22 protein-coding genes are annotated in these 21,371 nt (G+C 66.0%); 15 read left to right on the top strand and 7 right to left on the bottom strand.

The genetic code is table 11. The features are described from left to right. The first annotated feature begins 62 nt into the window (after positions 1–62). The 13 genes from M2337_RS09580 to M2337_RS09520 all read left to right on the top strand — a co-directional run bounded on the left by M2337_RS09580 (position 63) and on the right by M2337_RS09520 (position 14,021). Positions 63–1,235: an acetyl-CoA C-acetyltransferase gene (locus M2337_RS09580; RefSeq protein ID WP_264570043.1), complete on the top strand. Its 1,173-nt coding sequence runs from the start codon at positions 63–65 to the stop codon at positions 1,233–1,235. Positions 1,236–1,506: 271 nt separating this feature from the next. Next, positions 1,507–4,359 carry a monovalent cation/H+ antiporter subunit A gene (locus M2337_RS09575; RefSeq protein WP_264570042.1) on the top strand — a complete coding sequence of 951 codons (2,853 nt, stop codon included), beginning with the start codon at positions 1,507–1,509 and terminating at the stop codon, positions 4,357–4,359. A gap of 5 nt (positions 4,360–4,364) precedes the next feature. Further along, positions 4,365–4,715, top strand: coding sequence for a Na+/H+ antiporter subunit C (locus M2337_RS09570; protein ID WP_181561385.1), 351 nt, complete (start codon positions 4,365–4,367; stop codon positions 4,713–4,715). After that, the gene (locus tag M2337_RS09565) at positions 4,712–6,247 is read left to right on the top strand and encodes a monovalent cation/H+ antiporter subunit D (RefSeq protein ID WP_264570041.1); all 1,536 of its coding nucleotides are present in this window, start codon (positions 4,712–4,714) and stop codon (positions 6,245–6,247) included. The genes M2337_RS09570 and M2337_RS09565 overlap by 4 nt, the downstream gene beginning before the upstream one ends. Positions 6,248–6,251: 4 nt before the next feature. Further along, complete coding sequence (locus M2337_RS09560; protein ID WP_264570040.1) at positions 6,252–6,743, top strand: Na+/H+ antiporter subunit E; 492 nt, start codon at positions 6,252–6,254, stop codon at positions 6,741–6,743. Continuing rightward, complete coding sequence (locus M2337_RS09555; protein WP_264570039.1) at positions 6,740–7,009, top strand: K+/H+ antiporter subunit F; 270 nt, start codon at positions 6,740–6,742, stop codon at positions 7,007–7,009. Before M2337_RS09560 ends, M2337_RS09555 begins: the two co-directional genes overlap by 4 nt. Positions 7,010–7,012: 3 nt before the next feature. Continuing rightward, positions 7,013–7,411 (top strand): Na+/H+ antiporter subunit G, encoded by a 399-nt coding sequence (locus M2337_RS09550; RefSeq protein ID WP_264570038.1) that lies wholly within the window; start codon positions 7,013–7,015, stop codon positions 7,409–7,411. A 17-nt stretch (positions 7,412–7,428) separates the two neighbouring features. Further along, positions 7,429–7,560, top strand: a complete 132-nt coding sequence (locus tag M2337_RS09545) for a hypothetical protein (RefSeq protein WP_264570037.1) — start codon at positions 7,429–7,431, stop codon at positions 7,558–7,560. Positions 7,561–7,615: 55 nt separating this feature from the next. Further along, the gene (locus M2337_RS09540) at positions 7,616–8,884 is read left to right on the top strand and encodes a hydrolase (RefSeq protein ID WP_264570036.1); all 1,269 of its coding nucleotides are present in this window, start codon (positions 7,616–7,618) and stop codon (positions 8,882–8,884) included. Continuing rightward, positions 8,877–9,926, top strand: coding sequence for an arginine N-succinyltransferase (locus M2337_RS09535; RefSeq protein ID WP_264570035.1), 1,050 nt, complete (start codon positions 8,877–8,879; stop codon positions 9,924–9,926). The genes M2337_RS09540 and M2337_RS09535 overlap by 8 nt, the downstream gene beginning before the upstream one ends. A gap of 35 nt (positions 9,927–9,961) precedes the next feature. After that, positions 9,962–11,380, top strand: a complete 1,419-nt coding sequence (gene astD / locus M2337_RS09530; protein WP_264570034.1) for a succinylglutamate-semialdehyde dehydrogenase — start codon at positions 9,962–9,964, stop codon at positions 11,378–11,380. After that, a complete protein-coding gene (locus tag M2337_RS09525) occupies positions 11,377–12,669 on the top strand; it encodes an N-succinylarginine dihydrolase (RefSeq protein ID WP_264570033.1) in 1,293 nt (430 codons plus the stop codon). Before astD ends, M2337_RS09525 begins: the two co-directional genes overlap by 4 nt. Further along, complete coding sequence (locus M2337_RS09520) at positions 12,666–14,021, top strand: VOC family protein (protein WP_264570032.1); 1,356 nt, start codon at positions 12,666–12,668, stop codon at positions 14,019–14,021. The genes M2337_RS09525 and M2337_RS09520 overlap by 4 nt, the downstream gene beginning before the upstream one ends. 8 nt (positions 14,022–14,029) lie before the next feature. On the opposite strand, the gene M2337_RS09515 is transcribed toward M2337_RS09520, so the two are convergent. Continuing rightward, positions 14,030–15,025 (bottom strand): MarR family winged helix-turn-helix transcriptional regulator, encoded by a 996-nt coding sequence (locus M2337_RS09515; protein WP_264570031.1) that lies wholly within the window; start codon positions 15,023–15,025, stop codon positions 14,030–14,032. Between the two features lie 150 nt (positions 15,026–15,175). Between M2337_RS09515 and M2337_RS09510 the strand changes: the two genes are divergently transcribed. Then, complete coding sequence (locus tag M2337_RS09510) at positions 15,176–15,487, top strand: DUF3817 domain-containing protein (RefSeq protein ID WP_264570030.1); 312 nt, start codon at positions 15,176–15,178, stop codon at positions 15,485–15,487. Positions 15,488–15,514: 27 nt separating this feature from the next. Here the strand turns inward: M2337_RS09510 and fghA are convergent, their stop codons facing one another. The 6 genes from fghA to hemN form a co-directional block, all read right to left on the bottom strand. After that, complete coding sequence (gene fghA / locus M2337_RS09505) at positions 15,515–16,360, bottom strand: S-formylglutathione hydrolase (RefSeq protein ID WP_264570029.1); 846 nt, start codon at positions 16,358–16,360, stop codon at positions 15,515–15,517. A 3-nt stretch (positions 16,361–16,363) separates the two neighbouring features. After that, positions 16,364–16,747 carry a VOC family protein gene (locus tag M2337_RS09500; protein WP_181559349.1) on the bottom strand — a complete coding sequence of 128 codons (384 nt, stop codon included), beginning with the start codon at positions 16,745–16,747 and terminating at the stop codon, positions 16,364–16,366. A gap of 46 nt (positions 16,748–16,793) precedes the next feature. After that, positions 16,794–17,183, bottom strand: a complete 390-nt coding sequence (locus M2337_RS09495) for a VOC family protein (protein WP_264570028.1) — start codon at positions 17,181–17,183, stop codon at positions 16,794–16,796. A gap of 38 nt (positions 17,184–17,221) precedes the next feature. Then, on the bottom strand, positions 17,222–18,334 hold the full coding sequence (locus tag M2337_RS09490) for an S-(hydroxymethyl)glutathione dehydrogenase/class III alcohol dehydrogenase (RefSeq protein ID WP_264570027.1): 1,113 nt from the start codon (positions 18,332–18,334) through the stop codon (positions 17,222–17,224). A gap of 98 nt (positions 18,335–18,432) precedes the next feature. Continuing rightward, positions 18,433–19,131: a sulfite exporter TauE/SafE family protein gene (locus tag M2337_RS09485; protein WP_264570026.1), complete on the bottom strand. Its 699-nt coding sequence runs from the start codon at positions 19,129–19,131 to the stop codon at positions 18,433–18,435. Positions 19,132–19,134: 3 nt separating this feature from the next. Continuing rightward, positions 19,135–20,457: an oxygen-independent coproporphyrinogen III oxidase gene (gene hemN, locus M2337_RS09480; protein WP_264570025.1), complete on the bottom strand. Its 1,323-nt coding sequence runs from the start codon at positions 20,455–20,457 to the stop codon at positions 19,135–19,137. A 134-nt stretch (positions 20,458–20,591) separates the two neighbouring features. Between hemN and M2337_RS09475 the strand changes: the two genes are divergently transcribed. Then, positions 20,592–21,269, top strand: a complete 678-nt coding sequence (locus M2337_RS09475; RefSeq protein WP_264570024.1) for an OmpW/AlkL family protein — start codon at positions 20,592–20,594, stop codon at positions 21,267–21,269. The last annotated feature ends 102 nt before the right edge of the window (positions 21,270–21,371 follow it).

Genomic DNA, 21,371 nt, shown 5'->3' with positions numbered 1-21,371 from the left:
GAGGCCCGGCACGAGAGAGCAACCTGCGCCCCTGGCGCCGCAATCGAGGGACTTGCCAATCCATGACCGATATCGTCATCACCGCCGCCAAGCGCACGCCGGTCGGCAGCTTTCTGGGCAGCTTCGCCAACACCCCCGCGCATGAACTCGGTCGCGTCGCCATCGTCGCAGCACTAGAGCAGGCCGGCGTCTCGCCCGATGAGGTGAACGAGCTGATCTTCGGCCAGGTGCTCACTACCGCCCAGGGCCAGAACCCCGCGCGGCAGGCGGCCGTGAACGCCGGCATCCCGATCGACCGCACGGCGATCACCATCAATCAGGTCTGCGGCTCGGGCCTGCGCGCCGTCGCGCTCGCCGCGCAGGCGATCCGCTGCGGCGATGCCAGCATCATGGTGGCCGGCGGTCAGGAGAATATGTCCCTCTCGCCCCACGCCCAGATGATGCGCGCGGGCACCAAGATGGGACCGATTACGCTGATCGACACCATGGTGAATGACGGCCTGACCGATGCCTTCAATGGCTACCACATGGGCATCACGGCGGAGAATCTTGCCGAAAAGTACGGCATCACCCGCGAAGAGCAGGACGCGTTCGCAGCGGCCAGCCAGAACAAGGCGGAAGCCGCCCGCGCCGCGGGTCGCTTTGCCGACGAGATCGCGCCTGTCACGGTCAAGGGCCGCAAGGGCGACACCATCGTCGATGCCGACGAGTATATCCGCGCCGGCGCCACCGTTGAGGCGATGGCGGGACTGCGCGCTGCGTTCAAGAAGGACGGCACAGTCACCGCCGGCAATGCCAGCGGCGTGAACGATGGCGCCGCGGCGCTGGTGCTGATGACCGCCGAAGAGGCCGCCCGTCGCGGCGCGCCGGTGCTGGCGCGCATCGCCAGCTGGGCGACCTGCGGGGTCGACCCCTCGATCATGGGGATCGGCCCGGCCCCGGCCAGCCGCATCGCACTGGACAAGGCCGGCTGGTCGCTCGCCGACCTCGACCTGATCGAGGCGAACGAGGCCTTCGCGGCGCAGGCGCTCTCGGTCGGCAAGGAACTGGGCTGGAACCCGGACATCGTGAACGTGAACGGCGGCGCGATCGCGCTTGGTCACCCCATCGGCGCCTCGGGCGCGCGCGTGCTCACCACGCTGCTCTACGAACTCGCCCGCCGCGACGGCAAGAAGGGGCTCGCAACGCTCTGCATCGGTGGCGGCATGGGCATCGCCATGTGCGTCGAACGCTAAGCCATACATATCCTCATTACAGGCGCCACCTCTCGCACGGGCTGGCGCCTTTTTAATGGCCACGGCGCCTGACTGAAGATGCTCCAACCGACGGTCAGCGCCGCGCCCCGACAGCTATAAATCGTCAGCGAAGGCCGAAAATTCGGCGCTTTCGGGTTGTCCTCATGCCGCATTGTCTGGATAAGGTGGGCAGACCTTTTGAGGATCGCCAGATCCTGATCGCCATCGGATCGTCAATCACCTGCCGACGCATCACGGGAGCCGCGGATTTTTGTTGCTGATACTCGCCTTGCTGCCATTTGTTGGCGCGTTGCTGTTGGCGATACTCAGCGGCACTAGCCGAAACCTTCAGGCCTGGATCGCCGCCGGCACGACCGGCGCGGCGCTCGCGATCCTCATCGCGCTCATGCCGGCCGCTCTCGCCGGGCAGACGCCGACGATGCAGATCGACTGGGTGCCGGCCCTCGGCCTGTCCTTGGGGTTCTTCCTCGATCCGTTGGGCGCGATGTTCGCGGGGCTGATCCTGGGCATCGGCCTGCTCGTCATCGTCTACGCCCGTTTCTATCTGGCAGCGGAAGATCCCATGGGGCGCTTTCTGGCCTTTCTGCTGCTGTTTCAGGGCGCCATGCTGGGGATCGCGCTCTCGGACAATGTGCTGCTACTGCTCGTCTTTTGGGAGATGACCAGCCTTTCCTCCTTCCTGCTGATCGGCTTCTGGCGCGATAGAGCCGAGGCCCGGCAGGGCGCCCGCATGGCGCTGGTGGTGACGGGCGGCGGCGGGCTCGCGCTCATCGCCGGGCTATTGCTGCTGGGCAGCATTGCCGGCTCCACCGATATCCGCACCATACTGGCCAGCAGTGACCTGATTCAGGCCTCGCCGCTCTATCCGGTCGCGCTGGTGCTCATCCTGCTCGGTTGCTTCACCAAGTCGGCGCAATTCCCTTTCCACTTCTGGCTGCCGCACGCCATGGCGGCACCGACACCGGTCAGCGCCTATCTCCATTCCGCGACGATGGTGAAGGCCGGCATCTTCCTGATCGCGCGCCTGTGGCCGGCGCTGGCGGGTACGGATCTGTGGTTCTATCTCGTCGCGACGACCGGCCTTGTTACCATGCTGATCGGCGCCGCCATCGCGCTGTTCAAGACCGACCTCAAGGCCATCCTCGCTTATTCGACCGTCAGCCATCTCGGGCTGCTGACCATGCTCTTCGGCTTTGGCACCGGCACGGCGGCGATGGTCGGCGTTTTCCACATCCTTAACCACGCGATCTTCAAGGCGGCGCTGTTCATGAATGCCGGCATTGTCGACCATGAGGCTGGCACGCGGGATATCCGCCGGCTGGGCGGCCTCGCCACGCTGATGCCGATCACCGCGACGCTGGGCATGATCGCTGCGGGATCGATGGCCGGCCTGCCTCCCTTCAACGGCTTCCTATCCAAGGAAATGATGCTCGACGAGGCGGCGCATACCGCCTGGCTGGGGACGGGCTGGCTGGTGCCGGCCATCGCGGTGATCGCCGCGACGCTCTCGGTCGCTTATGCGCTGCGTTACGCTTTCCATGTCTATCTGGGCCGCCAGCGCGATGACTATCCCCACGCACCGCATGATCCCCCGTTCGGCCTTTGGGCGCCCTCTGGGCTGCTTGTCCTTCTGGTCATCCTTGTCGGCCTGTTCCCCGCCACGCTGACGACTTGGCTGGTGCAGCCGGTCGCCGATACCGTCACCGCAGGCCGCGCGGAGACATTTGCGCCTGCACTTTGGCATGGTGTGAATGCCGCGCTGCTCATGAGCCTGTTCGCCGTGGCGGGCGGCGCGCTGATGCTCTGGCGGTTCGGCCTCGCCGAGCGCACCTGGCAAGCGCTCCCCCTGCCAGAAGCCAAGCGCCTGTTCGACAGCGGGATCGCGACGCTGGTGGAAGTCGCCCGCGGCTTCATCCATGCCGTGCATAACGGCTCACTGCAGCGGCAGCTCGCGCTGATCTTCGTGCTTGCCATTGCGCTGGCGGTCGAGGGCGTGCTGGTCGGTGGCGGCAGCGGCACCGGTCCGCGCGCAACGCTGCCGGCCTCGCCGCTCGCTATCATCGGCTGGCTGCTGCTGGTCGGCGCGACGGTGGCGGTCGTCATCTCCCAGCGCGAGCGTTACCTCACGCTTGTCTTTATCAGCGTCATCGGCCTCATCGTCTCGCTGGGCTTTGTCTATCTCTCCGCGCCCGACCTGGCCCTGACGCAGATTTCCGTCGAGACGGTCACGATTCTGCTGCTGCTGCTGGCGCTCAACCTGCTGCCCAAAAAGCCCGCCCGGCTCTCCAGCAATGGACTGCGGCTGCGGGACGGCTTGCTCGGCCTGGTGGGGGGCACCGTGGCCGGGCTCGGGGCGTGGGCCGTGCTCACCCGCGAGCCCAATCAGCCCATCTCGACCTTCCACTGGGAGAACAGCTATTCGGGCGGTGGCGGCACCAATGTCGTGAACGTGACGCTGGTGGATTTCCGCGCCTTCGACACCTTCGGCGAGATCATCGTGCTCGGCATTGCCGCGCTGACCATCTTCGCCCTGCTGCAGCCCGCGACGCGCGGCGCGGCCGGCGCGCGGTTGCGGGCCTGGCTCCCGGACCTCATTCGCTCGCCCGAACGGCACCCGATGATGTTCGTCGTCGCCACGCGCCTCCTGCTGCCGCTTGCGATGATGGTCGGCATCTACATCTTCCTGCGCGGGCATAATCTGCCGGGCGGCGGTTTCATCGCTGGGCTGATCATCTCCATTGCCGTGCTGATGCAATATATGGCGTCGGGCTTCGAATGGGCCGAACAGCGCCGCAAGTTCGACGAGCATCTGATGATCGGCCTTGGCGTGATCATCGCCGCGCTCACGGGCATTGGCTCGCTCGTCTTCGGCGCGCCGTTGTTCACCAGTGCCTTTGGCTATGTCACCCTGCCCGTCATCGGCACCTTCGAGCTGGCGACCGCCATGCTGTTCGACATCGGCGTGGCGATGACCGTGATCGGCGCGGTCATGCTCGCGCTGGCCGAACTCAGCCACATCGCCCAGCGCGCCGACAAGGAAGATCATAGCGACGACGCGCCCATGGATGTCGACCCCGCGCGCAACCGGGAGGCGAAGGCATGATCAGCATGGAAATGCTCGTCGCCAGCGCCATCGGCATCCTCACGGCGGCCGGCATCTACCTGTGCCTGCGCGGCCGCACTTTTCCGGTGGTGCTCGGCCTCGCCATGCTGTCCTACGCCATCAACGTGTTTCTATTCGCGATGGGGCGGCTGGTCGTGGACCGCCCGCCGATCTATGAGAAAGGCATTACGGATTATACGGACCCGCTGCCGCAGGCGCTGGTCCTCACCGCCATCGTCATCGCCTTTGGCATGACGGCGCTGGTGGTGGTCCTTTCCCTGCGCAGCTTCCTCGAGACGGGCACGGACCAGGTCGACGGCAAACCGGATGACGAGCCGGAGGACATCGTGCCATGACCGCGCTGATCGCCGCCCCCTTACTGTTGCCCGCGCTCATGGCCGCAGCCACGCTGATCTTTATGCGCCGCCACCGCTGGATCGGCGCCGCTATTTCCATTGCCGGCGCGACCGGCCTTCTGGCCCTCGCTGTGTATCTGCTGAGCGTCGCCAGCAGCGGCACAATCTCCGTCTACGCGCTGGGTGACTGGGCCGCGCCCTTCGGCATCGTGCTGGTGCTGGATCGGCTCTCGGCGATGATGCTGCTGATTACCGCCCTGCTCGCCCTGCCCGTGCTGTGCCACGCGGTGCTGACCGGGCTGGACCGCAAGGGCTGGCATTTCCACCCGCTGTTCCAGTTCCAGTTGCTCGGCATCAACGGTGCGTTTCTCACCGGCGACCTGTTCAACCTCTTCGTCTTCTTCGAAGTGCTGCTGATCGCCTCTTACGGCCTGATGCTGCACGGCCAAGGCCCGGAACGGCTGAAAGCCGGCGTGCAATATGTGATCGTCAACCTCATCGGCTCGACCCTGTTCCTCTTCGCCATCGGGCTGCTCTACGGGATTACCGGCACGCTCAACATGGCGGACATGGCCGCGCGCATTCCGGCCCTGCCGGCGGCCGATCAGGGCCTGCTGCGGGCCGGCGCGCATCTGCTGACGCTGGTCTTTGCGCTCAAGGCCGCCCTGCTGCCGCTGCAACTCTGGCTGCCGCGCACCTATGCGGGCACCTCCGCGCCCGTGGCGGCTTTGTTCGCAATCATGACCAAGGTCGGCGCCTATGCGATCATCCGCACATCCTCGCTGATCTTCGGCGATCAGGCCGGCGCGGCGGCATGGGCGCCGGAGGTGTGGATGATGCCGGCCGCACTGGCGACGATGGTGATCGGTTTTGCGGGCCTGCTGGCAGCGCGCTCCCTACGCGATCTTGCCGCATTCGGCCTGCTCGGCTCCACCGCCACATTGCTGGTCGCCATTGCGGCGTTCGACCGCACGGCGCTGGCGGCGGGACTCTATTATCTCGCGCACACGACGTTGGCCGCCGCCTTGCTGTTTCTGGTCGTCGATCTCATCCGGCGGCGGCGCGGTCGCTACGGCGACATGATCGTCCCCTCCCCACGCTTTGCCGGCATCGAGCCACTATCCGCGCTCTATGTGCTGGCGGCCATGGCCCTGGCCGGCCTCCCGCCGCTTTCGGGCTTCATCGGCAAATTGCTGATCCTGCAGGCGACATTGGCGGACCCTTGGGCTGCGTGGATCTGGGCAGTCATTCTCGGCACCACACTCCTCGCCATTCTCGGCCTCGCCCGCGCCGGCAGCGCCATCTTCTGGAAGAGCGCAGCGCACCCCGACAATCCCCAGGAAGATGCCGCGACGGCAAAGCCCGATGCCCGTCTGATGGAGATGTTGCCTGCCACTGCCTTGCTCGCGACGCTGGTCGTGCTCACCGCCGCGGCGGGGCCGGTCACGCGCTACATGGACGCAACGGCCCAGCAGCTTTTCGCGCCGACGCACACGATCGAGGCTGTTCTCGGCCCGGCGACGGGAGGGTGAGGCAATGCTGACCAAGCTCTTCCCCCATCCCGGCCTAACGGTGATGCTGCTCATCGTCTGGATCCTGATCCAGAACAGCCTGACGGCCGGCGGCTTCCTTCTCGGTCTCCTTCTGGCCACCGTCATTCCGGTCTTTACCGCGCCATTCTGGCCCAATCGCCCACGCCTGCGCTTTGGCTGGGCGATGCTCGATTATCTCGGGATCGTGCTCTACGATATAGTCGTGGCGAACTTCCATGTCGCCAAGCTCATCCTGTTCCGGCGCAACCGCGATCTGAAGTCCCGCTGGATGAGCATCCCGCTCGACCTGCATTCGGCCGAAGCCATCACCGTGCTGGCCGGCACCATCAGCCTCACGCCCGGCACCGTCTCTGCCGACGTCTCGGCGGACGGACGCTATCTTCTCGTCCACACGCTCGACACGGGCGATGTCGCGCACGAGATTGCCCATATCAAGGCGCGCTATGAGACCCGGCTGCAGAGGATTTTCCGATGATCGCGCTCGCGCTGACCTTCGCTTTCGCCTGCATCGCGCTGGCCGTGCTGCTCAACCTCTACCGGCTGCTGCGCGGCCCGACGCGGTGCGACCGGATATTGGCGCTGGATACCATGGTCATCAACGCCATCGCGCTGATCGTGCTGTTCGGCATCTACGAAACCAGCACCACCTATTTCGAGGCGGCGCTGCTGCTCGCGATGGTCGGCTTCGTCGGCACGGTGGCTTATTGCAAGTTCCTCCTGCGCGGCGACATTGTGGAGTAGGCCATGGCAGTGATCGCAGAAATCCTGATCGCCGCTCTCATCGTCCTCGGTGGCGCCTTCGCGCTGATCGGCAGTTGGGGCCTTGCCCGGCTGCCCAGCCTGATGACGCGGCTGCACGGCCCGACCAAGGCAACCACCCTCGGCGTCGGAAGCTGCCTCGTCGCATCCATGGTCTACTTTCCGTTCCGGGACGGCACCTGGTCGGCCCACGAACTGCTCATCACTCTGTTCCTGTTCATCACGGCGCCGGTGTCCGCCAACCTCATTGCCAAGGCGCATATGCACCGGCAGCGGACCAATACCGACGTGGAGCAAATGGACGGTGTACGGGATGCCTTGCCTGAGCCGGGCGGCGACACCGAATGGGCGACGTTCGGCGTCGATCGGCCGGAGGGGCGCTGAGCTATGGGTTTCGCTGCATGAACCCTGATGACGAGACACCCAGCGGCCTTCTCCACTGGCTGCGCGAGCGGCTGCATATCGTCATCGGCACGGGCGGCCTGATCGCCTGGCTGGTCATGCTTTGGTTGATGTTCGGCGACGTCCTTTGACCATCGATCCGGCGCGCCCCTAGCCCCGGGCGGCCAGTTGGTCTAGCATTAGGCCATGACAGGACTCTCACCGACCGAAATCGGGATCGTGGAGCATCTTAGGAGACGACAGGCGGACATGGCGACGCAAGTCGTCGACTGGGCGCAGGTCAACTCAGGCAGCCGCAATCTCGCCGGGTTGGAGCAGATGCGCCAGCGCATCGCGGCCCGGCTGACGCAGATCGCCGATACCGTCGCGACCGTTCCTCCAGAACCCGCTGAAACGCTGGATGAGGCAGGCCGCACCGTTGCGCTCGCCCATGGCGCCAATCTGCTCGCCCGCAAGCGTGTCGCCTCCGCCCGCCGCATGATCCTCACCGGGCATATGGATACGGTCTTCCCGCCCGATCACCCCTTCCAGACCTGCCGCCTGATCGATGACGACCGCCTCAACGGCCCCGGCACCGCCGATATGAAAGGCGGGCTCCTCGTGATGATCGAGGCGCTGGCTGCGCTGGAGGCGGCGAATGCCATTCCCGATTTCGGCTGGGATGTGGTGGTCAATGCCGATGAGGAAGTGTCCTCGCTGGGGTCGGCAACGCTGCTGCGCGAGACGGCGCGGCGCTGCCAGACGGGCATGACCTTCGAACCTTCCGTCACGGTGGATGGCACGCTGGCGAGCGCCCGGCGGGGCAGCGGTAATTTCACCGTCGCTGTGACTGGCCGATCCGCCCATGCCGGCCGCAATCCGCTGGATGGCCGCAATGCCGTGGTGGCCGCAGCCGATCTCGCGGTACGACTGGATGCGCTCAAGCACGACATCGAGGGGCTTTCCGTCAATGTCGCGCGCCTGTCCGGCGGCGGCGCCAACAATGTTGTGCCTGATCGGGCGCTGCTGAGCTGGAACATGCGGCCCGTGGACCTCGCCGGCCAGCAGGCGGCCGAGCAGGCCATCACCCGGATCATTGCACAGGTCAGTGCGGATCATGGCGTGACGATCGCGCTCGCAGGCAGCTTTGCGCGACCGCCCAAGCCCTTCAACACGAAGCATCAGGCGCTGTTCGGCTTGGTCCGGGAGACCGGCGCGGACCTCGGCCTCGCCATCGACTGGCAGCCAAGCGGCGGCGTTTGCGATGGCAACAACATCGCCGCCCAGAATGTCGCGGTGGTGGACACGATGGGCGCGCGCGGGGGCGCCATCCATACCGATGAGGAGTTCATGATTCTGAGTTCACTGAGCGAACGCGCCGCGCTGGCTGCCATCACCATGCTGCGGATCGCACAAGGACGGCTCGACCACGCCCTCAATTCCGCGCCGGATATGGCAGGGGTCGCCCATGACTGACGGCTCTTTCAACGACTGGTTCGTCCGCCCTGCGACAACGGCGGATATCGACGCCATCTACACGCTGGCCGGCCAGACCGGGCCGGGCTTCACCAATCTGCCCCATGATCGCGAGGCCCTGTTCGCGCGGCTCGAACGATCCCAGCGCAGCTTTGAGGCTCAGTTGAGCCAGCCCGATGACGAGCTTTACATGTTCGCGCTGGAAGAAGCCGGCACCGGGCGGATCGGCGGGACGGCGCTCATCTTCTCCAGCGTCGGCACCAAGAAGCCCTTTTATTCCTACAAGCTCACCCGCCTCTCGCAGCACTCGCGTCAGCTCGACCGCATCGTCACGACGAGCGTACTCAATCTGGTCAACGACTTTGCCGGCGCGAGCGAGGTCGGCGGCCTGTTTCTGGTGCCCGAACTGCGGCGCAGCGGGCTTGGCGTGCTGCTCGCGCGCAGCCGCTATCTGTTCATGGCGATGCACCGTGCCCGTTTTGGCCAGCAGGTGCTCACCGAATTGCGGGGCTGGCAGGAGCCCGAAGGCGTCTCGCCATTTTGGGAAGGGCTGACCCGGCGCTTCTTCGACCTGGAGTTCGCCGATGCCGACCGCTTCCACGCCCTCAACGGCAACCAATTCATCGCCGATCTGATGCCCAAGCACCCGATCTACACCACCCTGCTGCCACCCGAGGCGCAGGCAGCTATCGGCAAGCCGCACGCCAGCGGCGCTGCAGCCATGAAGCTGCTCGCGGCAGAGGGCTTCCGCTATGATGGCTATGTCGATCTGTTCGACGCCGGGCCAACCATGCAAGCCGACGTCGATGATTTGCGGGCGGTGAAGGAAAGCCGCGAGGCGGCTGCCTTCAGCGATGCACCTGCATCTCAGACCCAGGCCCGCCCGATGTTGCTGGCCGCCGGAGATTTGCTCGATTTCCGCGCCTGGCGCGCCGCCGGGCAGATCGACGCCGAAGGAGAGCGCCTGACCCTGCCAGCGGATGCGATGGCGCTCGGCAGGCTGAGCGAGGGCGCAACGGCCCGTTATCTGACGACCGACTGACCGAACAGACCAGAGACGAAACGAGCGGAAGAGCCATGACCGACCTGATTTCCACCGACCCGTGCACGGGAGACGTCGTCTGGCGGGGCGTTGCTGCGGATGCCGCGGCCGTCGATGCCGCCGTCGCGCAGGCCCGCGCCGCCCAGCCCGGCTGGGAAGGCACGGCGCTGGAAGAGCGCATCGCCATTCTGCGCGCCTATGCCAGCGCGGTGAAGGCCCATGCAGATGACGTCGCGCGGGTGATCTCGCGCGAGACGGGAAAGCCTTTCTGGGAAACCAGGACCGAGGCGTCGAGCGTCGCTGCCAAGGTGGAGATTTCCATCGCTGCACAGGCGGACCGGGCGGGCGAGACGCTGCGAGATGGGGACGGGTTCGCGCTGGCGTTGCGTCACCGGCCCCATGGCGTGCTGGCGGTGCTCGGGCCTTATAATTTCCCGGCGCATCTGCCCAACGGGCACATCGTTCCGGCGCTGCTGGCGGGCAATGCCGTCGTCTTCAAGCCCAGCGAACTGGCGCCTGCCACGGCGGAATTGATGGGCCAGCTGTGGCGGGAAGCTGGCCTGCCCGACGGCGTGCTGCAGATCGTGCAGGGCGGTGGCGAAACCGGCAAGGCAGTGGCTGCGCATCCCGGCACGGATGGCCTGCTGTTCACCGGCAGTTCGACCACCGGCAAGCTCCTCGCCCGCGCCTTCGCCCATACGCCGGGGCGCATTCTCGCGCTGGAGATGGGCGGCAACAATCCGCTGCTCGCCTGGGAGATAGCTGAGGCCGACATGGACGCTGCCGTTGCGCTCATCGTCCAGTCCGGCTGGCTTTCCGCCGGGCAACGCTGCACCTGCGCGCGCCAACTGATCGTGCAGGACGAGATCGCGGATGCGCTCATCGAGCGGGTCGCGGCGACACTGGACAGGCTGATCGTCGGCGCGCCCTTTGACGATCCGCAGCCCTTCATGGGACCGGTGGTAGATAATCGCGCCGCCGATCTGGTCGAGGCGCGCGTCGCGGATCTGCTTGCGCTCGGCGGACGCCCGATCCGTCCGCTGGTCCGACGAGATCCCGGCTTGCCCTTCCTCTCCCCGGCGCTGATCGACATGACCGGTATCGAGACCGCTCCTGACGGGGAGATTTTCGGCCCGGTGGTCCAGCTCTGGCGCGAGACGCATTTCGACCGGGCCATCGCCCGCGCCAACGCCACGCGCTTTGGCCTGTCCGCCGCTATGCTGGGTGGGAGCCGGGCACAGTTCGAGCAGTTTCGCGCCGCCACTCGCGCCGGCGTCGTCAACTGGAACCGGCCCACCAACGGCGCCAGCTCTGCCATGCCCTTTGGCGGCATCGGCGACAGCGGCAACCTGCGCCCCAGCGCTTATTATGCGGCGGATTATTGCGCCTTCCCCGTCGCGGGCATGGAGGCCCCGGCGCTGGAGGGCGCGCTTTCCACCGGACTGCGCGCATGAGCACCGCGCCCGCCTTTCGCGAGGTCAATTTCGATGGGCTGATCGGCCCGACCCACAATTATGCAGGCCTCAGCCTCGGCAATCTGGCCGCCACGCTCCATGCCGGCGAGGTCTCCCAGCCCCGCAAAGCGGCCTTGCAAGGCATCGCCAAGATGCGCACGCTGCACGGGCTGGGGCTGGGACAGGGCTTTTTCCTGCCCCATGATCGCCCGAACGCGGGCTGGTTGCGCCAATTCGGCTTCGATGGATCGGGCGCGCAGGTTTGTGCCCGTGCCTGGACGGAAGAACCGCTGCTGTTCGCCCAAGCCGCCAGCGCATCCGCGATGTGGGCGGCCAATGCGGCGACCGTCTCCCCCGCCCCGGACACGGCGGACGGGCGGACGCACTTCACCGTCGCCAATCTCGCGACCATGGCGCACCGCAGCCATGAATGGCCCGAAACGCTGCGGCAGTTGCGGCACATCTTCGCGGATGAACGCTATTTCGCGGTCCATGATCCGGTCCCCGCCCGCTTCGGCGATGAGGGTGCCGCGAACTTCATGCGGCTGGCCTCCCCTATGAACGGCCCCGGCGTCGAGGTCATGGTCTATGGCGAACCGGGCGGGCGCTTTCCTGCCCGCCAATCGGCCGAAGCCTGCCGCGCGATCTTCCGTCGGCACGGCATTGAGGACGGCCTGACCGTACAGCAATCCGCCGAGGCCCTCGCGGCCGGCGCGTTCCACAATGATGTCGTGGCCGTCGCGCACGAGAACATCCTCCTTGCGCATGAACAAGCCTTTGCGGACAAGGCGGCCTTCTATGCCGCGCTGGCGCAGCGCTGCCCGGATCTGATCATCCTGGAGGTGCCGGCCAGCCAGGTCTCGCTGGAAGCCGCCATCGCCTCCTATTTGTTCAATTCCCAATTGGTGACACTGCCGGACGGGCAGCGAGCGCTAATTCTCCCGATGGAGTGCCGGGAAACCCCCGCCGTCAAAGCCTGGCTGGACAGCAATGTCGGCGCCAACGGCCCGATCCACACCGCTCATTTCGTCGATGTACGCGAATCCATGCACAATGGCGGTGGCCCTGCCTGCCTGCGCCTGCGCGTGCTGCTCTCGCGTGAGGCGGAACTGGCGGTTCACCCTGCCCATCTGCTCGACGAGCGCGGACTGGACCGCCTGGAGACGATCGTCGGCAATCACTGGCCCGAGCGCCTCGCCCCGTCCGATCTCGGCCTGCCCGACCTCTGGGCGCAGGCACAGGCGGCGCGGACGGCCTTGCGCCATGCATTGGAGCAAGCCTTCCCATGACCCGCTTCGTCGATCCTGCTGACATTCGCCTTGCCTTTTCGGAGGCGATGTCCGCGATGTACCGGGCCGAGGTGCCGCTCTACGGCACGCTGCTGGAGATCGTCGCCACGAGCAATGCCCGCGTGCTGCAGGATAATCCCGCGCTGAACGAACGGCTCGCAGCGCAGGGCGAACTCGACCGGCTCAGTGCCGAGCGCCACGGCGCCATCCGGGTCGGCACGCCAGAAGAACTGCACCTCATGCGGCGATTGTTCGCCGTGATGGGCATGGTGCCGGTGGGCCATTATGATCTGGGCGTAGCCGGCCTGCCGGTGCATTCGACAGCGTTTCGGCCGATCGACACGGCATCGCTGAACCGCTGCGCCTTCCGTATCTTCTGCTCGCTGCTGCGGCTTGAGCTGATCGAGGATGTTGCGTTGCGCAAGCAGGCCCAGGCGCTGCTCGCCCGACGCAGCATCGTCACCGACGGCGCGCTGGCGCTGATCGACCGCTTCGAGCGGGAGGGCGGTCTGGGGACCGAAGAGGCAGAAGCCTTCGTGCTGGAGGCGTTGGAAACCTTCCGCTGGCATGGCGAAGCGCTGGTGGACCACGCAACCTATGAAGCCTTCAGTCGCGCGCACCGGCTGATCGCCGACATTGTGTGCTTCCGCGGCCCCCACATCAATCACCTGACGCCCCGCGCGCTCGACATCGATGCGGTTCAGGCCGAGATGATCGCGCGCGGCATCAAGGCCAAGGCCGTGATCGAAGGCCCGCCGCGCCGGTATGTCCCGATCCTGCTGCGCCAGACGAGCTTTCAGGCGCTGGAGGAGGCCATCCTGTTCCGCGATGGCGACGAGAGCGTGGCCGGCGTCCACACCGCGCGCTTCGGCGAGATCGAGCAGCGCGGCATCGCGCTGACGCCACATGGCCGCGCGCTGTACGATGCAATCCTCGCAGAAGCCGAGCAGGCCCGCAGCCTGGGCGGCAAAGGCTATGAAGCGCGCCTGGCGGAGATCTTCCAGCGCTTTCCCGACGATCTGGATGCGATCCGCGAACAGGGGCTGGCCTATTTCACTTACGCACCGACGCCCAAGGCCGCTATGCTTCCTGCGGGACGCCAGCTGCCATCCGGCGCACCAGACGAGCTGGTCGCCGATGGTTGGCTGGAAGCGAGCCCGATCACCTATGAGGACTTCCTGCCGGTCAGTGCCGCCGGCATCTTTCGTTCCAATCTCGCCGATGCAGAGACTGGATCCCGCGCAGGCGCCTCATCGCAGGATGAGTTTGAGGCCGCGCTCGGCGTCCCGTGCCTCGACCCGTTCGGATTATATCTCGATCTGGAACAGGCCTCGCTCGAGATACTGGGATAGCAGGGCGTTCACGCCGCAGCCGAACTCTCGCCGCTCAAGGCCCGGGCGCGGAGCATGAGACGGCTCACAATGGCCTGATAAAATGCTCGATCCTCGGCGCTCGCCTCGCTCCAGAGGCTGGCATCGCGCACGGAGGCCTCGTGGTGGAGCGCCTTGTACACCACGGCACCGGCCTCGGTCGGTTGCAAGACGATATCGCGGCGACGGGTGGGCCTGAATCGCTCGATCAGCCCGCTCTCTTCCAGCGCCGAGACCGTCCGCCCGATCTGGCTCTTGTCCCGCCCCATCGCCTTGATCAGCTGGGCCATCGGCAGCGGCGCGTACAAGCCGATGAGCGCGAGAACCTGGCCCTGAAAGTTCGACAGGCCGTGCATCCGCTGGCAGGAGAGCATGGCGCTGCGCTTGAGATAAGCGACCAGTCCGACCAGCTTGGGCGCGATCAGATCCGGCGGCGGCTCGATCTTCTTGCCCTCCGGTCCCACAGGCCATGAGGGCGTGCCGGCCCCGCCCGGTGACGCGCCGATGATCCCGGCCTCGACACTCAGGCAGCGCTCCTGATTGTAGATACGGGCGGCCTTTTGCGCCAACTGGTCGGTGAGCAGGCCGAAGCGTTCGAGCTCATCCCGCCCCAGACCGCTTACCAACTGGCCGTCACGGGCGCGGACGATGGCGCGAATCTTTTCGAACAGCACCCGCCCCGCCGGGGAGAGGGTGAGCTTGGCGCGCAGCTTCTCGCGCACGATCAGCCCGTCCCGCTCCAAGGGCTTGATCGCGCGGCTGACCTGCGCCTTCTCGTAGCCGGCAAAGCCGACGATGTCCTGAGAGGTCATGCCGCCGGAGAGCCCGAGCAGCAGCAGCAAATGGCGATGGATTTCCTTATAGCCCACCTCCGCCTCGAACAGCGGCAGGCCGCCCTCGCGGATCGCGCGCATGAGCAGCATGAGGCGCATCCCCAGAAGCCCGGCATCGAGCTGGGCGGGACCGATATCCGCCTCTTGCGTCACGATATTTTTGCTCCTCGCCCCTGGCATGCTGTCATCTGCATGATAAAGCCCATCGAACCCGATCAGGCAACCGGCGCGACGATATCGTGTGAGTCTTGCGACAGAGCTGTGATCGCGACGCGACAGGTCATCGACCGCTCAGGAGACACCATGCTCAGGATTTTCCGTTATATCGCCCTGGTGGAAGGCATCACGACCCTCGCGCTGTTCCTGATCGCGATGCCCCTCAAATATGGCTTCGACAATCCCGCGCTGATCCGTCCGGTCGGGATGACCCACGGCATCGCGTTCCTGCTCTACATCGGCGCGATGCTGTTCGTGCTGCCGGGCAAGGGCTTTGGAGTCCTGGGCTGGCTGCGGACGACGCTGGCGGCATTCTTCCCGTTCGGCACCTTTCTCAACGATCCCTATCTCAAGTGGCAAGAGGCCACCCTCACCCAAGGACGCGCACGCTCCGTCTAAGCCTGCGCGCCAAAGAGGCCGCGAAGATCAGGCCTTGAGGCGTTCGGCGTGCCAGCGGATATGCTCGGCCATGAAGGTCGAGATGAAATAATAGCTGTGGTCATAGCCGGGCTGCATGCGGATTGTCGCGGGCTGACTGGCCTTGGCACAGGCGGCTTCCAGCAGATGCGTGCGCAACTCCTGCTCGAGGAAATTGTCCGCACCGCCCTGGTCGACCAGCAGGTCGGGCAGTCGCGCACCGCCTTCGATCAGCGCGACAGCATCATGCTGCGCCCAGGCCGATGCATCGTCACCCAAATAGCCGCCGAGCGCCTTCTGGCCCCAGGGCACCTGGCTCGGCGCAACGATGGGCGCGAAGGCGGAGACGGACCGGAAGCGCTCGGGATTGCGCAAAGCGATTGTCAGCGCGCCATGGCCGCCCATGCTGTGCCCGGTGATGCCCTGCCGCGCCATATCGACAGGGAAATTTGCGGCGATCAGCGCTGGCAGTTCCTGCTCGATATAGCTTTTCATGCGATAATGGGTCGCGAAGGGCGCCTGGGTCGCATCGACATAGAAGCCGGCGCCCAGGCCGAAATCATATTTGCCCTCCGCATCGTCGGGCACATCTTCGCCGCGCGGGCTGGTATCCGGCGCCACGAAGATGATCTTCTCCGCCGCGCAGGCCGCGCGATACTCGCCCTTCTCCATGACGTTCGCATGGGTGCAGGTGAGGCCGGAGAGGTAGAAGAGCACCGGCAAGGTTTCGCCCGGCTCATGCTCGGGGACGAAGACGGCGAATGTCATCGCCGTCCCCGTCTCCGAAGATGTGTGCCGGTAGACGCCCTGGACGCCGCCATAGGCCTTATTCGTCGAGAGCGTCTCCAGCGTCATCGATCAGGCGCCTTCAGGCAGCTGGCAGAAGACGCAGATCTTGTTGCCGGTCGGATCGCGCAGATAGGCGCCATAGGCATTGCCCGGCGCCTGCGGGCGCTTGCCCGGCTCGCCTTCACTGGTGCCGCCATTGGCCACACCGGCAGCATGGAACGCGTCGACCTGATCCTTGTCGGCAGCGGCAAAGCCGATGGTGCCGCCATTGGCATGGGTGGCCGGCTCGCCATTGATCGGCGAGATGATGCCGAAGGTGCCACCATTGTGCGAATAGAAAGCGCGATCGCCGATGTTGTGGCCAGCGCCAGCGCCCAGTGCGCCGAGCACGGCGTCATAGAATTTCGCGCTCTGCGCGAGGTCCTTCGCGCCAACCATGATATGCGTAAACATTGTAACTCTCCTCTTGGTTACTCAAAATCCTGCGCGCGCCGGAGCATCACTGGGGTTCGTCCCAGGCCGCGCAAAGCTTGTTGCCATCCGGATCGCGCAGATATGCGATCCAGATGCCCCGCCCGGTGGCGGGAGAAATCCGGTTCTCCGGCTCTCCCTCGCACGCCTGGCCGCCATGCGCCAGGCCGGCTGCATGCCAGGCCTTCACCGCCTCCGGTGAGGGCGCCAGAAAGCCGACGGTCCCGCCATTGGCATGGGAGGCCGGTTGGCCATCGATGGGATGGCCAACGATAAACAGACCCCCGCCATCCCGATAAAGCAGCCGCCCCTTCGCATCGGCCTGCGCCGGCGCGATGTCCATCGCCGCGAACGTCGCATCATAGAAGATGCGCGCCCGCTCGATGTCGTTGGTGCCCAGGACCAGATGCCTGAACATGGATGCCGCTCCCGAGCGCAACCGCCGCCCTGCGGACCTTAGAACACCACCACGGAGCGGATGCTCTTGCCGGCATGCATCAGGTCGAAGGCGGTGTTGATCTCTTCCAGGCCCATGACATGGGTGATCATGGGATCAATCTCGATCTTGCCGGTCATGTACATGTCGACGATCTTGGGCACGTCCGTGCGGCCCTTGGCGCCGCCGAACGCCGTGCCGCGCCAGTTGCGCCCGGTAACGAGCTGGAATGGCCGCGTGGCGATCTCCTTGCCCGCTTCCGCTACGCCGATGATGATGCTGGTGCCCCAGCCACGATGGCAGGCTTCCAGCGCCGTGCGCATCACTTCGGTGTTACCGGTCGCGTCGAAGGTATAGTCCGCGCCGCCGTCGGTCATCGCCACGATCTTCGCTACCACATCCTCGCGGCTCATGCCCTTGGAATTGAGGAAGTCGGTCATGCCGAACTTGCGGCCCCATTCCTCACGATCGGGGTTGATGTCGACGCCGATGATCTTGTTGGCGCCAGCCAGGCGCGCGCCCTGGATGACGTTGAGGCCGATGCCGCCGAGGCCAAAGATCACGACATTGTCGCCGACCTGAACCTTGGCGGTATTGATGACCGCGCCCACGCCGGTCGTCACGCCGCAGCCGATGTAGCAGCTCGTCTTGAACGGCGCGTCTTCGCGGATCTTGGCGACCGCGATCTCGGGCAGAACGGTGAAGTTCGAGAAGGTCGAGCAACCCATATAATGGTAGATCGGCTGGCCCTTGTAGGAAAAGCGCGTCGTGCCGTCCGGCATCAGGCCCTTGCCCTGCGTCGCGCGGATCGCGGTGCACAGGTTGGTCTTGCCCGAGAGGCAGGACTTACACTGGCGGCATTCCGGCGTGTAGAGCGGGATGACATGGTCGCCCGGCACCACGGAAGTGACGCCCGCGCCGACCTCGCGCACGATGCCCGCGCCTTCATGGCCGAGCACGCTGGGGAAGATGCCTTCGCTGTCGAGGCCGTCGAGCGTGTACGCGTCGGTATGGCAGATGCCCGTCGCCATGATCTCGACCAGAACTTCGCCCGCCTTGGGCCCTTCCAGATCCAGCTCGACGATCTCCAGCGGCTTCTTTGCCTCAAATGCTACCGCAGCCCGCGTTTTCATGCCCCATCTCTCCAGCAAGGAACGGCGCTCGCGCGCCAGTTGCCGCTTGTTGGAACCTGAGACTGATTCTTGCAACCCCGCCCAAGCCGGTCGAACGCTTATTTCGCGCGGCACAGGGCCAGCAGGCCGGCCTCCCCGGCACCGAGGCTGAGCAGCGCGCAGAGCAGGATCGCGAGGGCAGCGAGCGTCCGCACGCCGGGCTTGCGGGCCAGCCCGGCCAGCATCGTGGCGCCGCCCTGCACCGCGAGCAGCGCCGGCAGTGTGCCGATGCCAAAGCCCGCCATGACCAGCAGTCCGCCGGTGAGCGACCCGGCAAAGGCCGCATATAGCAACGCACCGTAGACCATTCCGCACGGCATCATGCCCCAGCCAAAGCCGGTAGCAACCATGCGCAGGCGCGGCGGCAGCATCGATCGCGCCGCGCCTGCGACGGAAGCCGGCACATGCACCTGCCCCCGGATCGCGTGCCCGACCACAGCGGGGCTCGGCATGAGACCCAGCATCGAGAAGCCGACCCAGGCGAGACTCATCGCCGCCGCCCAGCGCAGGAGCAGATGGCCGAGTGTCGCATCCAGCCCGCCCAGCGCCAGTGCACCAAGCGCGCCCGCCGCGCCGCCCATCACCATATAGGCACCGATGCGACCGGCATGGAGCCGCGCTGCGAAGACCGCAGGATGATCGCCCTCCGCCCGCGCCTGACCAAGCAGCAGCGCGATGCCGCCGCACATGCCTACGCAATGCAGGCTGGAGGCAAAGCCCAGCAGAAATCCGCCGCCGAAGGTCCACGGGTCGGCCATCGCTCAGATCGCGCTACTGAACCGCTGCTGGGATAGGGCGCGATGCCGGTCGAACAGCACCGCGACGGCGCGCCCATAAGGCCGGCCCTGTTCGGCAATGCGCAGGCTGTTGCCCTCCAGCGTAGCGAGGCCCCGATCCAGGAAGGGCACGAGTCCGGCACGCAGGTCCGTCCGGTGCAGATCGGTGCCGACATCAGCAGCCCGGCCGCAGAGCAGATCCTCGATGATCGCGCCGCGCCGCTGATCATCCGCGTCGCGCAGGATGCCGCGCTCGCCGGTCAGGCGGCCGGCGCCGGCGCGCATCCGGTAGCGGCCGCTATTCTTGTCATTCTGCACGATGAGATGCGGAAACTGGCCGATGGCCGTCGCGCCGATGCCGATCAGCACATCGGCCCGATCCTCGGTGAAGCCCTGAAAATTGCGGCGCAGCGTGCCCTGCAGCTGCGCCTTGGCGAGATCGTCATGGGGCAGCGCGAAATGATCAAAGCCGACCGGCACATAGCCCGCGCTCACCAGCCGATCATGCCCCAGCGCCGCCATGGCGAAACGCTCGGCCTGATCAGGCAGATGGGTGGCATCGATCCGCTTCTGGCGGGGCAGCATATGTGGCACATGCGCATAGCCGAACAGGGCGATCCTGTCCGGCCGCATGGCGATGGCCTCGTCCAGCGTCTGCTCGAGCAACGCGCGATCCTGCCCCGGCAGGCCGTACATCAGATCGAAATTGATGGACCGCACGCCGTTGCTGCGCAGGCGATCAACCGCGCTGACGATGAGATCGCGCGGCTGGACCCGCCCGATTGCGGCCTGGATGGCCGGATCGAAGGTCTGCACGCCAAGGCTGGCGCGTTTGGTGCCGGAGACGCCTAGCGTCATGGCCCAGCGCTGGTCGAACCCGCGCGGATCGATCTCGACCGAGAGCACCGGCGCGCCGCAGTTGAAGGCCAGCATCATCTCATCGACCAGCCGGGCAAACTCCAGCGGCGGGATGGCATTGGGGCTGCCGCCCCCAAAGGCGATGCGCTCGACGCGGGCGCGTCCGCCGAGGCGCTGTGCGACAGTGCGAATTTCGGCATGAAGCGCATCAAGATAGCTGGTCAGCCGCTGCGCCTTGTTGGAGCGCCCGGTGTTGCACCCGCAATACCAGCAGATCTCCTCGCAAAAGGGGATGTGCGCATAAAGCGAGACGGGTTGCCCCGGCTGCACCGCATCCAGCGCATGGCCGAGATAGGCCTCCCCCACCCGGTCCGTGAATTCGGCCGCCGTCGGATAGCTGGTGTAGCGCGGCACCGGCCGGGCGAGCAGATCGGGATAATAGGACCACATGGAAATGGCTCTACTTTGTCGGGCCTTGGCTGCCCTTGACCTCGATCAAGCCAAGTCTTGCGCTGGGTCAATGAGCGGCGCCCACCCCAATCCTAATGAGCGATGCAGGTTCAGGGAAAGAAAGGAAAGAACCCATGAATGCTCGTTTACTCAGCTGTGTCGCCGGTCTTGCGATGCTCGCTGCCCCCGGGGTCGCGCAGGCGCAGCAAGGCAAGGTGCAGGTCAAGCTGATGGCAACCGGCGTACTGCCGAATGGCAAGATCGACACGGTGAAATCCGCCACGGTGACGCTGCCCGCCGGCACGGACACCGCCGCCAGCGACAATTGGGTGCCGACCGCCGCAATCGAATATTTCCTGAGCGACGCCGTCTCGGTGGAGACGATCTGCTGCATGACCGCGCACCATGTGGATGGCGCGGGCGCGATCAAGGGCGTCAACCGGCTGCTCGATGACATCAAGATCGTGCCGGCGACGGTGACGCTCAAATATCACCTCAACGCCGGCCCCATCAAACCCTATATCGGCGCCGGGCCGAGCTACTTCTGGGTGGTGGACTCCAAGGTGGGCGCGGGCGGCACCGCCGCGCTGGGCGCCGCGAGCGCCAAGCTCAAGAGCAAGGTCGGCTTCGCGCTGCAGGCCGGCGTCGACATTCCGGTGAATGATACCGGCCTTGGCATCTCCTTCGACGCCAAGCGCTACTTCGTCCGGCCGACTGCCGAATTCTACAATGCCTCCGGCGCCACCGTCCTGGCGACGCGGCACGAACTCGATCCCTGGGTGGTCAGCGGCGGCGTCAGCTACCGCTTCTAAGCCCAGTTCCCGGCGAGCGCCGGCAAGGCGGGTCTGCTCCTCCCTCTCCCGGAGCAGGCCCGTTTTGTGCTCGTACCCCTAGTGCAGGATCGGCAGCTCATT

It is taken from the genome of Sphingobium sp. B2D3A, assembly GCF_025961795.1.
In the GTDB taxonomy this organism is placed as follows: Bacteria; Pseudomonadota; Alphaproteobacteria; order Sphingomonadales; family Sphingomonadaceae; genus Sphingobium.
The sequence above is the reverse complement of the archived record's forward strand: the minus strand, read 5'-3'. Positions and strand labels throughout refer to the sequence as shown.

Bases quoted from the DNA above. Each gene is read 5' to 3' on its own strand.
- M2337_RS09485 (WP_264570026.1), bottom strand. From the start codon at position 19,131: ATGGCCGACCCGTGGACCTTCGGCGGCGGATTTCTGCTGGGCTTTGCC.
- M2337_RS09580 (WP_264570043.1), top strand. From the start codon at position 63: ATGACCGATATCGTCATCACCGCCGCCAAGCGCACGCCGGTCGGCAGC.
- fghA (WP_264570029.1), bottom strand. From the start codon at position 16,360: ATGACGCTGGAGACGCTCTCGACGAATAAGGCCTATGGCGGCGTCCAG.
- M2337_RS09510 (WP_264570030.1), top strand. From the start codon at position 15,176: ATGCTCAGGATTTTCCGTTATATCGCCCTGGTGGAAGGCATCACGACC.
- M2337_RS09555 (WP_264570039.1), top strand. From the start codon at position 6,740: ATGATCGCGCTCGCGCTGACCTTCGCTTTCGCCTGCATCGCGCTGGCC.
- hemN (WP_264570025.1), bottom strand. From the start codon at position 20,457: ATGTGGTCCTATTATCCCGATCTGCTCGCCCGGCCGGTGCCGCGCTAC.
- M2337_RS09540 (WP_264570036.1), top strand. From the start codon at position 7,616: ATGACAGGACTCTCACCGACCGAAATCGGGATCGTGGAGCATCTTAGG.
- M2337_RS09560 (WP_264570040.1), top strand. From the start codon at position 6,252: ATGCTGACCAAGCTCTTCCCCCATCCCGGCCTAACGGTGATGCTGCTC.
- M2337_RS09520 (WP_264570032.1), top strand. From the start codon at position 12,666: ATGACCCGCTTCGTCGATCCTGCTGACATTCGCCTTGCCTTTTCGGAG.
- M2337_RS09500 (WP_181559349.1), bottom strand. From the start codon at position 16,747: ATGTTTACGCATATCATGGTTGGCGCGAAGGACCTCGCGCAGAGCGCG.
- M2337_RS09550 (WP_264570038.1), top strand. From the start codon at position 7,013: ATGGCAGTGATCGCAGAAATCCTGATCGCCGCTCTCATCGTCCTCGGT.
- M2337_RS09545 (WP_264570037.1), top strand. From the start codon at position 7,429: ATGAACCCTGATGACGAGACACCCAGCGGCCTTCTCCACTGGCTGCGC.
- astD (WP_264570034.1), top strand. From the start codon at position 9,962: ATGACCGACCTGATTTCCACCGACCCGTGCACGGGAGACGTCGTCTGG.
- M2337_RS09525 (WP_264570033.1), top strand. From the start codon at position 11,377: ATGAGCACCGCGCCCGCCTTTCGCGAGGTCAATTTCGATGGGCTGATC.
- M2337_RS09490 (WP_264570027.1), bottom strand. From the start codon at position 18,334: ATGAAAACGCGGGCTGCGGTAGCATTTGAGGCAAAGAAGCCGCTGGAG.
- M2337_RS09570 (WP_181561385.1), top strand. From the start codon at position 4,365: ATGGAAATGCTCGTCGCCAGCGCCATCGGCATCCTCACGGCGGCCGGC.
- M2337_RS09535 (WP_264570035.1), top strand. From the start codon at position 8,877: ATGACTGACGGCTCTTTCAACGACTGGTTCGTCCGCCCTGCGACAACG.
- M2337_RS09495 (WP_264570028.1), bottom strand. From the start codon at position 17,183: ATGTTCAGGCATCTGGTCCTGGGCACCAACGACATCGAGCGGGCGCGC.
- M2337_RS09475 (WP_264570024.1), top strand. From the start codon at position 20,592: ATGAATGCTCGTTTACTCAGCTGTGTCGCCGGTCTTGCGATGCTCGCT.
- M2337_RS09565 (WP_264570041.1), top strand. From the start codon at position 4,712: ATGACCGCGCTGATCGCCGCCCCCTTACTGTTGCCCGCGCTCATGGCC.